The organism is Bradyrhizobium sp. JR4.3, assembly GCF_040547695.1.
GTDB lineage: Bacteria > Pseudomonadota > Alphaproteobacteria > Rhizobiales > Xanthobacteraceae > Bradyrhizobium > Bradyrhizobium canariense.
The window spans coordinates 253923-266510 of sequence record NZ_JBEPQF010000008.1 but is presented as its reverse complement, the minus strand read 5'-3'; the positions used below and the strand labels follow the sequence as shown (position 1 = coordinate 266510).

Sequence of the window (12588 nt, the reverse complement as noted above, 5' to 3'; positions counted from 1 at the left end):
CAAAGACCTCACTTCACCTTCGGCAGCACCTGCTTCACCACTTGCTTGCCTTCGACCACTTCCACCAGAAAGCTCTGGCGGTCGATGTCGCCGGTGTCGCTGAAGGTGACGTCCATCAGGATGCCTGGCTCGTCCACCGCCTTGATGGTCAGGCCATGCAGGGTGTCGGCGAACGCCTTGGAATCGACCTTGCCCATCTTGTCGGTGGTGGCCTTCACCATGTAGACCGCGAGATAGCCTTTCAGCCCGTTATGGTCGGGCACGTAATTGTACTTCTTCGCGAACTTGTCGCGAAACGCCTTGATCAGGTCGACCGGCGCATCTGTGGTGAGGCCGACGTGGCCGCGCGCGCCGTTGGCGGCATCGCCCGCGAGCTCGATCACCTTCTGCCCGATCAGCGTGGTCTCGCCCATCAGCGGCGCGGTGACGCCCTGGCGCTTCAGCTCCTTGAGGATGCGTGCGCTCTCTTCCTCGTTCAAATAGACGAACACGGCATCGGGATTGGCGGCCTTGATCTTGCCGACGTCGGCGGCGAAATCGGCCTGACCCGCTTCGGTCGAGAGATCGGCGACCACCTTGGAGCCGAGCCGGTCGAGCTCCTTGACGACGACATCGCGACCGCCGCGGCCAAAATCGTTGTTGACCCAGACCACGGCGACCGACTTCGCCTTCATGTCGTCGTGAATGTATTTGGCGACCTTCGGCATCGACGATTGCTGGCCGAACGAGGTGCGGAACAGGAATTTGTTTCCGCCTTGCGTCAGCTCGGCGGCTTCGCCGCCCATGATCTGCGCGATGCCGGCTTCGGCCGCCAACGGCGCGGTCACCTTCACCGAGCCGGAATAGCCGGGGCCGAGCAGCACATAGGGCTCGGCATCGAGCGCCTTTTGCACCTGCGCGCGCGCGACGCCGGGGTTGGATTGCGAATCCGCATGAGTGACTTCGAGCTTGCGGCCGAGCACGCCGCCCTTGGCGTTGATCTCCTCGATCGCGAGATCGATGCCGTTCTTCCAATTGGTGCCGACGGTGGCGCCGCCGCCGGACAACTCGGCGACGTCGGCGAGCTTGATCGCCTGGGCGTGGACGCTGGTTGCAGTCGCGAAGGCAAGCAGGGCGCCGGCCAGAATGGTCGATTTCATGGTCTCTCCTCCCATTTTTCGTTGATGTTGTGCGCGGCCTTGTGTCCGGCCGCTTCGGTTACGCTGCGTGATAGGCCGAGCTTCGTGCCGCCATCACCTCGTCGAATGCCTCTCCCATGATCTCGGTCGATGGGGCAAGACCCGTGAACAGTTCGAAAGCGTCGGCGGCCTGGTAGATTGCAAGCTCCCGGCCGGTCATGATCCGCGCGCCCTTGGCTTGGGAAGCCGCCAGCAGCGGCGTGATCAGCGGCGAATAGACGGCGTCGGCGACCCACAGGTTTTGACGCAGCAGCGTCGGCGCGACCGGCGTTTCCCGGTTCGGCAGCATGCCGACCGGCGTGCCGTTGACGAGGCCGGTTGCGCCGTCGAGCGCATCCTCGACGCTTGCGGCGACCCTGGCGCCCCCCTGCTTGACGAGCAGCGCGGCGAGTTTTTCGGCGCGTGCCGGCTCGCTGTCGAAGATGCGGATGTCGGTCACGTCAAGGCTCGCCAGCGCAAAGGCGATCGCCTTGCCGACGCCGCCGGTGCCGATCACGGCCACCGCGTTGCCGGACGGCGCCAGCAGCGGCGCGACGGCGCGCGCAAAGCCCGTCGTGTCGGTGTTGTGGCCGGTTAGCCGGCCGTTCCTGACGACGACGGTGTTGACCGCCCCCATGGCGGCCGCACCCGGTGCCAGTTCATCGAGCAGCGGGACCACTGCCTCCTTGTAGGGAAAGGTGACGTTGACGCCGGCAAAGCCGAGCCGCCGCACGCCTTCCAGCATCAGCCGGAGCCCGGCCGTATCGGCGCCGGCCACTTCGATGAGCTGATAATGTCCGCGCAGGCCAAGCCCCTCCGCGGCGCGCTCATGCATGGCAGGGGAGGCGGAATGCGCGATGGGTGCGCCGATCAGGCCGGTCAGGAGCTTTTTGGATGCGGCGGGTCCGCGCTTTGACATGGTTCGCTATCGTCTCGTTGGGAGCGTTCGGTCCCGGCCATTAGCGGGGAAATCCGCCCAATTCCAAGGGGCTTCCCCTAGGAACGATAGTCTTTCCTCGGCCTAACACAATTACCCTTTTGTCCTGCAAACCTAACATAATGTTATCTCTTCCGCCCCCGTGCCGCCGCGGCCCTGCCTTTGCCCTGCGACGGCTCGACTGCGCGCATCTCCGCGCGCAGGGACTCGATGAAATACTCGACATGAAGCGACAGCGGCGCGCCGCGCTTCACCGCGATATAGGTCTCGAATCGCGTTGGCTCGGTGATCTTGATCAGCTCGATGCCGGGATAGCCGCCATGGGCCACCGTGAACTGGTCGATGACGGCGATGCCGAGCCCCGCCTTCACCAGCGCGCAGACCGTGGTGCCGAAGCGGGCGCGGATGGTGATGTTGTATGCGAGGCGGTGGCGCGCGAAGATCTCGGCCATGATCCGCCCGTAGGGATCGTTGGGATCAATGCCGATCAGCGGATAGCGCGTGATCTCGGCCGCGGAGACCTGCTTGCGGCCGGCGAGCTCGTGGCCCGGCGGCACGATGCAATAGAGCTCGCCTGAGGCGAGCGGCATGAAGTCGAGCCCGGAATGCTCCAGGCGGTAGCTCATCGCCACGCACTCGCCGCGGCCGAGCATGAGGTAGTCGATGGCTTCCTCGAGCTTGAGGATGTTGATGTCGATGCCGAGATCCGGATAGCGCCGCCGGACCCGCTCGATCGCGCGCGGCACCATGACTTGCGAAATGCTCGGCACCGAGCCGATGCGCAATTCCGACAATCCGCCGCGTCCGATCTTGGAGATGATCTCGGAGAGGTCGTCGACCTTCTTGTAGACGCCGTTGATCTGCTCGAAGATGTTCTCGGCTTCCGGGGTGGGGAAATAGCGTCCGTTCTGGCGCTGGAAGAAGCGGATGCCGAGCGAGCGCTCGGTGTATTTGACGAGGCGGCTGATGCCCGGCGCCGAAACGTTCAGCAGCTTCGCCGCGCCGCCGATCGTGCCCGTCACCATCACGGCACGGATCACTTCAACCTGGCGCAGCGTCATCATGTCCTGGGCATCCAAAAGATAATCGTGGGCGGCGCTGCCTTTCCCTCTCCCCTTTGTGGGAGAGGGTGGATCGCAGCGATAGAGCGAGACGGGTGAGGGGTTCTCTCCCGCGCGAGCCTCGCGCATTTGAACGCGTGGAAACAACCCCTCATCCGGCGCCATAGCGGATGCGAAGCATCGGCGTTTTGTTTTAAGAACGGCGGCCGAAGGCCGCCTATGCCACCTTCTCCCACAAGGGGAGAAGGAAGGAAACATTCGCGTTCGGTTGTTCGGTTCAGATCAGAGGAAGGCATGGCACCGAACGGACCGTTCGTGCGCTCACCGCAATTGCGTGCTAGCTCGCCGGTCCGTCCGGCGTGGCGCTCTCTGCCGGCTTGCTGCGCTCGCTTTGCAGCACCCCGCGCGCGAACTCGATGATCTTCTGCTTGTTTGCCGTTTCGCGGACGGCGAAAAATACGCGGTTGAGTTCCAGGCCGAGCACGCTGTTGAGGGCGATGTCCTCGTCTTCCATCGTGGTTTCCCCGCTTCAGACATTGTAGGTGTATCTTGACGTCACTTCTTCCACAAGTAGATTAAGCCTTCGGGGTCAATGGGATACCGGGAAACTACGGAAACCGTGAATTGAGGCAGTGCCCAAAGACGTGCTATATCGCACAGCGAGGGTCAGGAAACGCACCGATGTCCGCCGTGGATTATGGCCGGGAAGCGCTCGACTTCATTGAGGGGCTAGGGGCCTATCGGAGGGTTCCGGACGCTATGAATGCGCTCGAAGGGGCCTTCGGGCGCTTCGGCTTTGAAACCATCATCGTGACAGGGTTGCCGAATCCCGACCAGCGGTTCGCACAGATGGTGCTCGCCAAGCGCTGGCCCGCGGAATGGTTCAGCCTCTACACCCAGAACAACTACGACCGCGTCGACCCCGTGGTGCGGATGTGCCGACAATCGGTCAACCCATTCGAGTGGTCGGAAGCGCCCTATGATGCCGAACTCGATCCGGGCGCGGCGGAGGTCATGAACCGCGCCGGCGATTTCCGCATGTCGCGCGGCTTCATCGTGCCGATCCACGGGCTCACCGGCTATGAAGCCGCCGTGTCGCTCGGCGGCATCCATCTCGATCTCAACGCCCGCAGCAAGCCGGCATTGCACCTGATGGCGATGTATGGCTTCGACCACATTCGCCGTCTGCTCGATCCGGCGCCGTATCCCTCGACGCGCCTCACCCCGCGCGAGCGCGAGGTGATCTCCTGGGCCTCACAGGGCAAATCGGCCTGGGAAATCGGCGAGATCCTGCACATCACGCAGCGTACCGCCGAAGAGCATCTCGCGACCGCCGGGCGCAAGCTCGGAGCCGTGAACCGTACGCATGCGGTTGCACTGGCGATTCGCAACAAGATCATCAATCCCTAAGCGACGTACTGGGAAATTTCCCAATATCGAACCATTCTCTTTTCGCAGAGGGTGCCCTCCATTGAGGACGAATGGGGGCTTTCATGATTCACGCCATTTCTGCAGTAAATCGCCACCTTTACGAAGATGTACTCGATCAGCATTTCCGGCTGCGGCACGACATCTTCGTCGAAGAGCGGCGCTGGGAGACGCTGCGCAGGCCGGATTGTCGCGAGATCGATTCTTATGACGACGAGGACACAGTCTATCTGCTTGCGCTGGAGGGGCGCCGTGTTATCGGCGGTCACCGGCTCTACCCGACCACCAAGCCTTCGATGATGAGCGAAGTCTTTCCGCATCTGGCATCGGTTCGCGGCTGTCCTTCGGATCCGCTGGTCTGGGAATGGTCGCGCTACTTCGTCGTGCGCGATCGCCGCGACGGCGCGCTCAACCTGCAACTGATGGCGGCGGTGCAGGAGTTCTGCCTCGGTCAGGGGATCGCGCAGGTCAGCGCGATCATGGAAACCTGGTGGTTGCCGCGCTTTCATGAGGCCGGCTTCGTCGTGACCCCGCTCGGCCTACCGGCTCTGGTGGAGAATGCGTGGACCATGGCGGCGACGATCGACATTCGTCGCGAGACGCTCGATGCCCTGCATGATCGCATCGGTGTGCCTTCTATCGTGCAACAGGACGGCCCGCGTCTGGACGCCGTCGCCCGTGCCAACCTCTGCGGCCTCGCTGCCGCGCAACGAAAGAGCGCCTGAGATGTCGAACATGATGCGGGACAGCCAGATCATGGCGCAGATCAAGGACGAAAATCTCGGCTACATGTCCGACATGGCGCTCGAACTCGCGCAGATGGCGGAAGACACCGGATTGGCGACGCTCGCCTATCTGTTCCGGATGGCGGCGCTGGAGGCCTCGACGGCCAATAGCGTGCTTGCCGAGCCGGATGACCTTCCCCGGCAGATGACGTCGCACTAGGCGGCTCCATCTACACGTTGCGACGAATTCACACCCTCTCTCCGGCAACGGAGGGAGGGTGATCCGTTTTGGGTGCGTCAGGTTGACCCATCCTGCGCGGCAGTCTTCTTGCAAGGCCGATTGCAGGGGCCAGGACCGATCGGATGCATCGGCATGCAACAAAGTGCATGTTGGGTGTCGAATCGCTCTTGCCTCGGAACGATACTGCCATTACCCATTTTTCCGCCTTGTAGAGGCAGGGGGAGCTCTTTCACTGATGGCGACCGTGTTCGAACATCGGCGCGAACCTGCGTGCGCCTGAAAGAGTTTTGATGCTGCTCGTCGTCGAACAGTTCTTGAACGGATTGCAGTTTGGCCTGCTGCTGTTCCTGCTCGCCGCCGGCCTGACGCTGGTGTTCGGGATCATGGATCTCGTCAACCTCGCGCACGGCTCGCTCTACATGATGGGCGCCTATTTCGCCGCGACCTTCGCAGCCTGGACCGGCAGCTTCCTGCTCGGCGCGCTGCTGGCGCTCGGCGCGACGCTCGTGCTCGGCATTGTGCTCGAGATGACCGCGCTGCGGCATCTCTATGGACGCGACCATCTCGACCATGTGCTCGCGACCTTCGGCCTGATCCTGTTCTTCAATGAAGCCGTGCGGCTGATCTGGGGGCCGGCCGGGCTTGCGCTGCCGCTGCCGGCCTGGCTCACCGTGCCGGTGCCGATCCTGCCGGGCATTCACTATCCCGCTTATCGCCTCGCCATCATCGTCGTGGCGCTGCTGGTTGCGCTGCTGCTCTATCTCGGCGTGATGCGCACCCGCATCGGCATGCTGATCCGCGCCGGCGCCTCCAACCGCGAGATGATCGGTGCGCTCGGCATCAACATCAAGCTGCTCTACACCCTGGTGTTCGGCCTCGGTGCCGCGCTCGCCGGCCTTGCCGGCTTGATGCAGGCGCCGATCCTCACCGTGCAGATCGGCATGGGCGAGAACATCCTGATCCTCGCCTTCGTCATCATCGTGATCGGCGGTATCGGTTCGATCCGGGGCGCGTTCCTGGCCGCGATCTTTGTCGGCATGATCGACACGCTCGGCCGCGCTTTCCTGCCCAATTTGTTGCGGCAGGTGCTGAGCGGCGCCGCGGCCTCCACCGCCGCGCCCGCGCTGTCGTCCATGCTGATCTATCTGCTGATGGCGATCGTGCTGGTGGTGCGTCCGGAGGGGCTGTTTCCGGCCAACCGCCGATGAAGACTTTCACTGTGAGCAAGGCCGTCACGGCTCTGATGCTGGCTGGTTTGGTGCTGCTGCCGCTGTATTCGCAACTGTCCGGCAACATCTTCATCCTGACGCTGTTCACCCGCGCCGTCATTCTGGCGCTGGCGGCCGCGAGCCTCAACCTCATCATGGGTTTTGGCGGCATGATGAGCTTTGGCCACGCCGCCTATCTCGGCATCGGCGGTTACGCGGTCGGCATGCTGGCGCAGGAAGGCGTGGGAAGCGGCTTCATCCAGTTTCCGGTCGCGCTCGCGGCGTCCGCGACTTACGCGCTGGTGATCGGCGCGCTCTCGCTTCGCACGCGTGGCGTTTACTTCATCATGATCACGCTCGCCTTCGCGCAGATGGCCTATTACGTCGCCTCGGGGCTGGCGCGTTATGGCGGCGATGACGGCCTCACCGTCTACAAGCGCAGCGACTTCTCCGGGCTGATCAATCTGTCGAACCGCACGCAGTTCTATTATCTCTGCCTCGCCTGCCTATTGGGCGTGGTCTTCCTGATCTGGCGCATCGCCAATTCGCGCTTCGGCCTCGTCCTGCAGGGCCTGCGCTCCAACGAGCAGCGCATGCAGGCGATCGGCTTTCCCTCGAAACGCTACCAGCTGGTCTGCTTCGTCATCTCGGGCATGATGTGCGGCCTTGCCGGCGCGCTGCTCGCCAACAACACCGATTTCGTCAGCCCGGCCGCGATGTACTGGACGCGTTCCGGCGACCTCATGGTGATGGTGATCCTCGGGGGCATGGGCACGCTGTTCGGTCCGGTCATCGGCGCCGTGGTGTATTTGCTGCTGGAAGAGTTCTTGTCGCAGCTCACCGAATACTGGGCGCTGATCATGGGCCCGATGCTGCTGCTGATCGTGCTGTTCGGCCGCGGCGGCATCATGGGCCTGCTCGGGAGGCTCCAACGTGGCTGAGCCGCTGCTCCGCGTTGACAAGCTGGTGCGCCGCTTCGGCGGCATCATTGCGACCGACAACGTCTCGCTCGACGTCGCGGCGGGTGAGCTGCACGCCATCATCGGCCCGAACGGCGCCGGCAAGACCACGCTGATCAGCCAGCTCACCGGGCATCTGGAGCCGCATTCCGGCAGCGTCTCGCTGGCGGGGCGCGACATCACCTATCTGCCGGCCTATCGCCGCTGCGCGCTGGGCTTGGCACGTTCGTTCCAGATCACCTCCCTGCTGCTCGATTTCACCGCCGCCGACAATGTCGCGCTCGCGGCGCAGGCGCATGCCGGCACCTCGTTCCGCTTCTTCGCCGATGCACGCAAGGAGAAGGGCCTGCGCGATGCCGCGCATGCCGCGCTCGACCGCGTCGGTCTCGCCCATCGTGCCGATGTCCTGGTGTCCAGGCTCAGTCATGGCGAGCGTCGCCAGATCGAGCTGGCCGTGGCGCTGGCAAGCAAGCCGAAACTTTTGCTGCTCGACGAGCCGATGGCCGGCCTCGGGGTCACCGAATCCCAGCGCATGGTGCAGCTGCTGCAGGAGCTGCGCAAAGAGGTGTCGATCGTGCTGGTCGAGCACGACATGCCGGCGGTGTTTGCGCTGGCCGACCGCATCTCGGTGCTGGTCTATGGCCGCGTCATCGCCTCCGGCGATCCGGCCGCGATCAGGGCGAACGAGGACGTCAAGCGCGCCTATCTCGGCGAGGCGCATGTGGTGACGCACCATGGCTGAAAAAGGGATGGGTGACACGCTGCTCGAGGTCGACGGCATCGAGACCTGCTACGGCCTGTCCCAGGTGCTGTTCGGCCTGTCGCTGTCGGTCAAATCAGGCGAGATGGTCTCGCTGATGGGCCGCAACGGCATGGGCAAGACCACGACCATCCGCTCCATCATGGGCCTGACGCCGGCGCGCGCAGGCAGCATCCGCTTTGCGGGCTCGGAAGTGCGGACGCAGCCGTCCTACAGGATCGCGCAACTCGGAGTCGGCCTCGTCCCCGAGGGGCGGCAGATCTTCCCGAACCTCACAGTGCGCGAAAACCTGGTCGCGGCCGCCGCCGATCGTTTCGACAGCAGCAATCCCTGGACGCTGGCGGCGATCTACGTGATGTTTCCGCGCCTCGCCGAGCGCGCCTCCAACATGGGCAACCAGCTCTCCGGGGGCGAGCAACAGATGCTCGCGATCGGCCGCGCGCTGATGACCAACCCGAAGCTCCTCATCCTGGATGAAGCCACCGAAGGCCTGGCGCCGCTGATCCGCGAAGAGATCTGGAGCTGCCTGTCGCTGCTCAAGAGCCGGGGACAGTCGATCCTGGTCGTCGACAAGAACGTCGACCACCTGGCCCGCATCTGCGACCGCCACACCATCATCGAGCGCGGCAAGACGGTGTGGAGTGGCACCTCCGACGAACTGATGGCCGAGCCGGATCTGCAGCACAAATACCTGGGGATTTGAGGCGGCGGCGAGGTGAGGGGCGGTACGCGTGGCCGCTCACCCGGTGTCGTCCTGGCGAACGCCAGGACCCATACCGCGAGGTCTGTCCATTGTGGACGGTATCAGTACCGGAGGAAGAATCTTCGCCAAACCCCTTCCCCGGGGTAATGCGTCCTGGCTTTCGCCAGGACGACATTGGCAATCACCAGTAAATCCCATGCCGATGCAGTTCGCGGATCACGCGCGCCTCCGTGGACGGCTGGCGGCGCTTCGGTTTGGTCGTCTCGGTCGTGCTGGTCACCGGTGTGGCCGAGGGCTGCGTCGGCGCGGTGGCCGCGGCTGAAGCCGGGCTGGTGGTTGCCGTCTGGACATTCGCCGGCTGCGTTGCCGCCGGGGCTTGCGTCGTCTGCGGTGCGGCTGTCGGCGAGGCCGGTTGCTCGGCCGCCGGTTGGTTTGCACTGGTCGCTGCAAGGCTCAGACTGCGCGGACCGCCGGCATGGGCTTGTGTTGCGAACAGCGAGAGCGCTGCGATCAGGATCAGCTTTCGCATGGAAATCCCCATTATCTGGTCAATCCGGCTTACCTATTGGCGGCTGACTGCCCCATCAGCGCGCCAGCCGATGCGCGCCGATTTCGATCAGAGTGGTCCGGCAGGACAGGCGATAGATCAGGCTGAACAATTGACCCAACATGACCGAACTCCGTTGTTGATCAATCTGGGTAGTGTGATCCTCCATCGTTTCCGGCCATCTTCGCTGGGGCGGAAAAATGACTTCGTCGGCAAGGTCAAAGGTTTCGTCGGAAGCACCGGCGCGAAACCGGCTCACGCCGGCGTGAGGGCCTGTCGGAGCAACGGTCGTTGGCCCGGCGCCCGGCGTTTCTAATCGTGGACCAGCATCAGCCGGCCATCCTCGAGGCCGAACAGGAGTGCGGGACGATCGCGGCATTTCATGCCGCCGATATTCGTCGCGATCCTTGCCGGAAGCCTGATGCGCGCGATGTCATGCGGGCCTGCGACGAACCCGATGAGCCGCAGCGTTCGCCGTTCGAGGTCCGGTACCGCGAGATCTGGATGGCCGTCGCCGTCGAAATCGGCCGTAAAGCTCATGTGCAGCGATCGCGAGCCGATGAAATGGTTCGATACGTCGGAGATTTCGGCGGATTTTTCCAAACGATCATATCGCCACGACCACAGTTCGAGAATCCCGACCACATGCGGCTGGCGGACCAGCACGATATCCGTGGTGCCATCGCCGTCGAAATCGGCGATGCCGGCCGGATTGAGCCAAGCATGGGCGTGGCCGATCGGAGGCGTCTCCGCAACGATGGCCGCCGAGACGGGATCGATGACAGCCAACGCGGAGCCGCGCTTCAGATAGGATTTGACCAGCACAATCCTTTCGCGGCCGCCGATCGCAGCGACGCGCGGCTCGAGGTCTTCGAACACGGCGTCACCATCCAGGCGCAGCGTGCGTCGTCCGCCTTCGCGCGGCTCGATCACCAGGCTGCCGGCCTCGATGGCGTCGCCGAGGACGCCATGGCCATAGCGTTCGGTCGGCTCAGCAAGCCAGGCACGCGCGACGGTGTCGCGGCCTGTCGCGACGCGCCCATCCGCAAGGGCCCCGGTCGGCGGCGCCGGACGTTTGAGCGCTGCGGCCGGCACCATGCGCATCGCTTTCGCGTCGAACTGGTACCACCTCGTGCCGATTGCAATTCGGACGTCGCCGTCCGCCAAATCAATTTCGCTGACGGGGCCGGGGGCGCGCACAGTGCTCGCCTGCCAGTCGGCCAGGGCTGGCGCGGACAGGGTCAGGGAAAATAGCAGGACCGCCGGGCGCACCCGCATCATGGTACTCCTGAAAATCCGGCTCCGTTGCGCGGATCGGCGGCCGGTTGGCGGCGGCTCAAAACACCTCGAAATATTCGCGGTGCTCCCAGTCGGTCACCTCGGACAGGAAGCGGTCGATCTCGGCATTCTTGATGTGGGTGTAATAATCGACGAACTCAGGCCCGAGCTTTTCGCGGAAGAACGGATCGTCCTTCAGCGCGCTGACCGCATCGCGAAGCGACTTCGGCAAGAGTGGCGCCTTGGTTTCGTAGGGTGTGTCGGCCGACGGGCCGGGATCGAGCTTGCGGTCGACGCCGTCGAGGCCGGAGAGGATTTGCGAAGCCATGTAGAGATAGGGATTGGCGGCGGGCTCGCCGATGCGGTTTTCCAGGCGCGTGGCGGCGTCGCCGGCCGCGCCGAGCACGCGGATCATCACGCCGCGATTGTCGCGGCCCCAGATCGCGCGGTCCGGCGCCAGCGAATAGGAGCGGTAGCGCTTGTAACCGTTGATGGTCGGGGTGGTGAACACGGTCGACGCGCGGGCGTGGTCGAGCAGGCCCGCAAGCCAGGCGCGGCCGAACGCGCTGAGCGGCTCGCCGCCGTCTTTGGTCGTTTCCTGGGCCATGAACTGGTTCTCGCCGCTCGCGCGTGAGACCACCGATTGGTGCAGATGCCAGCCGCTCGCGAACAGGTTCGGCAGCTTCGGTCGGCACATGAAGGTGGCGTGATAGCCGTGGCGGTGCGCGATCTGCTTCACGGCGGAGCGAAACAGCACCATGTTGTCGGCGGGCTCCAGCCCCTTCTTCGGGGCGAAGGTGAACTCGCACTGACTCGGCCCGAATTCGACCTCGACCGAGCGCAACGGCAATCCGAGCGCGACGATGTCACGCCGCAAGATCTCCAGCACCGGCTCCATCTGATCGAAGCGCTGCTCGGTGAGATATTGATAGCCGTGGCTGAGCAGGCTCACCGAGGGCGGCGTGCCGGGCTGGCCAGCGTCCTCGGGCCGCATATGCGGATCATCGAGCTTGAAGATGTGGAATTCGACCTCGAGGCCCGCCACGAAATCGTGGCCGCGGCTTGCGAGCTCGTCGAGCACCTTGCGATAGAGCCCGCGCGTCGCGAACGGAACGGGGCGGCCGTCATTAAAATAGAGGTCGCACAGCACCCAGCCCGTGGTCGGCGCCCATGGCAAAACGCGAAACGTCGCGGGGTCGGCGACCATGAGCACGTCGGCCGCGCCCTCCATCTCCTTCATGCCGAAGCCGCCGCCTGACGTGAACACCGGAAACACCGTGCGGTGCGAGGTGTCCTTGGCGAGCATGGTGGTGGTGATGGAGCAGCCGCTCTCCAGCGAAGCGATCGCCTCGGCCGCGATGATGGTCTTGCCGCGCAGAATGCCGTGCTGGTCCGGGAAGGCGAGGCGGATGACCTCGAGGTTCTTCTCCTCCACGATGCGGCGCATGCGTGTCGCCGCGTCGTTCTGCTCATCCGACCACAGCGCATGACGCGCGACGAAAGTCACTTTGCCACTCTCCCAACTGCCGTAGGGTGGGCAAAGCGAAGCGTGCCCACCGCGTCTATCGTCTTCGTGGAAGCATG

The 12588-nt window shown here is 64.2% G+C and carries 15 protein-coding genes; 8 read left to right on the top strand and 7 right to left on the bottom strand.

Annotated features, from left to right (window positions below; all coding sequences use genetic code 11):
* Window positions 1-8: 8 nt before the first annotated feature.
* From ABIB91_RS16225 to ABIB91_RS16210, 4 genes are all read right to left on the bottom strand, one after another.
* A complete protein-coding gene (locus ABIB91_RS16225; protein WP_354162209.1) occupies window positions 9-1139 on the bottom strand; it encodes an ABC transporter substrate-binding protein in 1131 nt (376 codons plus the stop codon).
* A gap of 58 nt (window positions 1140-1197) precedes the next feature.
* Window positions 1198-2076 carry a shikimate dehydrogenase gene (locus ABIB91_RS16220; RefSeq protein ID WP_354162211.1) on the bottom strand — a complete coding sequence of 293 codons (879 nt, stop codon included), beginning with the start codon at window positions 2074-2076 and terminating at the stop codon, window positions 1198-1200.
* Between the two features lie 143 nt (window positions 2077-2219).
* Entirely contained in the window at window positions 2220-3158 is a 939-nt protein-coding gene (locus ABIB91_RS16215) for a LysR family transcriptional regulator (RefSeq protein WP_219679008.1), read from the bottom strand.
* A gap of 334 nt (window positions 3159-3492) precedes the next feature.
* Entirely contained in the window at window positions 3493-3669 is a 177-nt protein-coding gene (locus tag ABIB91_RS16210) for a hypothetical protein (protein ID WP_018456036.1), read from the bottom strand.
* A gap of 167 nt (window positions 3670-3836) precedes the next feature.
* Between ABIB91_RS16210 and ABIB91_RS16205 the strand changes: the two genes are divergently transcribed.
* The 7 genes from ABIB91_RS16205 to ABIB91_RS16175 all read left to right on the top strand — a co-directional run bounded on the left by ABIB91_RS16205 (window position 3837) and on the right by ABIB91_RS16175 (window position 9179).
* Complete coding sequence (locus tag ABIB91_RS16205) at window positions 3837-4565, top strand: helix-turn-helix transcriptional regulator (protein ID WP_007597931.1); 729 nt, start codon at window positions 3837-3839, stop codon at window positions 4563-4565.
* Window positions 4566-4648: 83 nt separating this feature from the next.
* Window positions 4649-5308, top strand: a complete 660-nt coding sequence (locus ABIB91_RS16200) for an acyl-homoserine-lactone synthase (RefSeq protein WP_219679010.1) — start codon at window positions 4649-4651, stop codon at window positions 5306-5308.
* A 1-nt stretch (window position 5309) separates the two neighbouring features.
* Window positions 5310-5528 carry a hypothetical protein gene (locus tag ABIB91_RS16195; protein ID WP_027514447.1) on the top strand — a complete coding sequence of 73 codons (219 nt, stop codon included), beginning with the start codon at window positions 5310-5312 and terminating at the stop codon, window positions 5526-5528.
* A gap of 311 nt (window positions 5529-5839) precedes the next feature.
* On the top strand, window positions 5840-6757 hold the full coding sequence (locus tag ABIB91_RS16190) for a branched-chain amino acid ABC transporter permease (protein ID WP_007615745.1): 918 nt from the start codon (window positions 5840-5842) through the stop codon (window positions 6755-6757).
* A complete protein-coding gene (locus ABIB91_RS16185; RefSeq protein WP_354162217.1) occupies window positions 6754-7698 on the top strand; it encodes a branched-chain amino acid ABC transporter permease in 945 nt (314 codons plus the stop codon). The genes ABIB91_RS16190 and ABIB91_RS16185 overlap by 4 nt, the downstream gene beginning before the upstream one ends.
* The gene (locus ABIB91_RS16180) at window positions 7691-8458 is read left to right on the top strand and encodes an ABC transporter ATP-binding protein (protein WP_354127025.1); all 768 of its coding nucleotides are present in this window, start codon (window positions 7691-7693) and stop codon (window positions 8456-8458) included. The genes ABIB91_RS16185 and ABIB91_RS16180 overlap by 8 nt, the downstream gene beginning before the upstream one ends.
* The gene (locus ABIB91_RS16175; protein WP_354127024.1) at window positions 8451-9179 is read left to right on the top strand and encodes an ABC transporter ATP-binding protein; all 729 of its coding nucleotides are present in this window, start codon (window positions 8451-8453) and stop codon (window positions 9177-9179) included. The genes ABIB91_RS16180 and ABIB91_RS16175 overlap by 8 nt, the downstream gene beginning before the upstream one ends.
* A 181-nt stretch (window positions 9180-9360) precedes the next feature.
* On the opposite strand, the gene ABIB91_RS16170 is transcribed toward ABIB91_RS16175, so the two are convergent.
* Window positions 9361-9708, bottom strand: a complete 348-nt coding sequence (locus ABIB91_RS16170; protein ID WP_354162221.1) for a hypothetical protein — start codon at window positions 9706-9708, stop codon at window positions 9361-9363.
* Here ABIB91_RS16170 and ABIB91_RS16165 point away from each other — a divergent pair.
* Window positions 9707-10042 carry a hypothetical protein gene (locus tag ABIB91_RS16165; RefSeq protein WP_354162224.1) on the top strand — a complete coding sequence of 112 codons (336 nt, stop codon included), beginning with the start codon at window positions 9707-9709 and terminating at the stop codon, window positions 10040-10042. The genes ABIB91_RS16170 and ABIB91_RS16165 overlap by 2 nt on opposite strands.
* Here ABIB91_RS16165 and ABIB91_RS16160 read toward each other — a convergent pair.
* Window positions 10039-11007, bottom strand: a complete 969-nt coding sequence (locus ABIB91_RS16160; protein WP_354162227.1) for an FG-GAP repeat domain-containing protein — start codon at window positions 11005-11007, stop codon at window positions 10039-10041. The two genes, ABIB91_RS16165 and ABIB91_RS16160, sit on opposite strands and share 4 nt — an antisense overlap.
* Before the next feature lie 55 nt (window positions 11008-11062).
* On the bottom strand, window positions 11063-12511 hold the full coding sequence (locus ABIB91_RS16155; protein ID WP_354162230.1) for a glutamine synthetase family protein: 1449 nt from the start codon (window positions 12509-12511) through the stop codon (window positions 11063-11065).
* Between the last annotated feature and the right edge of the window lie 77 nt (window positions 12512-12588).

Excerpts from the sequence above, each read along its gene's own strand:
- ABIB91_RS16190 (WP_007615745.1), top strand. The coding sequence starts at position 5,840 with ATGCTGCTCGTCGTCGAACAGTTCTTGAACGGATTGCAGTTTGGCCTG.
- ABIB91_RS16165 (WP_354162224.1), top strand. The coding sequence starts at position 9,707 with ATGGAAATCCCCATTATCTGGTCAATCCGGCTTACCTATTGGCGGCTG.
- ABIB91_RS16225 (WP_354162209.1), bottom strand. The coding sequence starts at position 1,139 with ATGAAATCGACCATTCTGGCCGGCGCCCTGCTTGCCTTCGCGACTGCA.
- ABIB91_RS16205 (WP_007597931.1), top strand. The coding sequence starts at position 3,837 with ATGTCCGCCGTGGATTATGGCCGGGAAGCGCTCGACTTCATTGAGGGG.
- ABIB91_RS16170 (WP_354162221.1), bottom strand. The coding sequence starts at position 9,708 with ATGCGAAAGCTGATCCTGATCGCAGCGCTCTCGCTGTTCGCAACACAA.
- ABIB91_RS16160 (WP_354162227.1), bottom strand. The coding sequence starts at position 11,007 with ATGATGCGGGTGCGCCCGGCGGTCCTGCTATTTTCCCTGACCCTGTCC.
- ABIB91_RS16175 (WP_354127024.1), top strand. The coding sequence starts at position 8,451 with ATGGCTGAAAAAGGGATGGGTGACACGCTGCTCGAGGTCGACGGCATC.
- ABIB91_RS16220 (WP_354162211.1), bottom strand. The coding sequence starts at position 2,076 with ATGTCAAAGCGCGGACCCGCCGCATCCAAAAAGCTCCTGACCGGCCTG.
- ABIB91_RS16195 (WP_027514447.1), top strand. The coding sequence starts at position 5,310 with ATGTCGAACATGATGCGGGACAGCCAGATCATGGCGCAGATCAAGGAC.
- ABIB91_RS16215 (WP_219679008.1), bottom strand. The coding sequence starts at position 3,158 with ATGATGACGCTGCGCCAGGTTGAAGTGATCCGTGCCGTGATGGTGACG.
- ABIB91_RS16210 (WP_018456036.1), bottom strand. The coding sequence starts at position 3,669 with ATGGAAGACGAGGACATCGCCCTCAACAGCGTGCTCGGCCTGGAACTC.
- ABIB91_RS16200 (WP_219679010.1), top strand. The coding sequence starts at position 4,649 with ATGATTCACGCCATTTCTGCAGTAAATCGCCACCTTTACGAAGATGTA.
- ABIB91_RS16185 (WP_354162217.1), top strand. The coding sequence starts at position 6,754 with ATGAAGACTTTCACTGTGAGCAAGGCCGTCACGGCTCTGATGCTGGCT.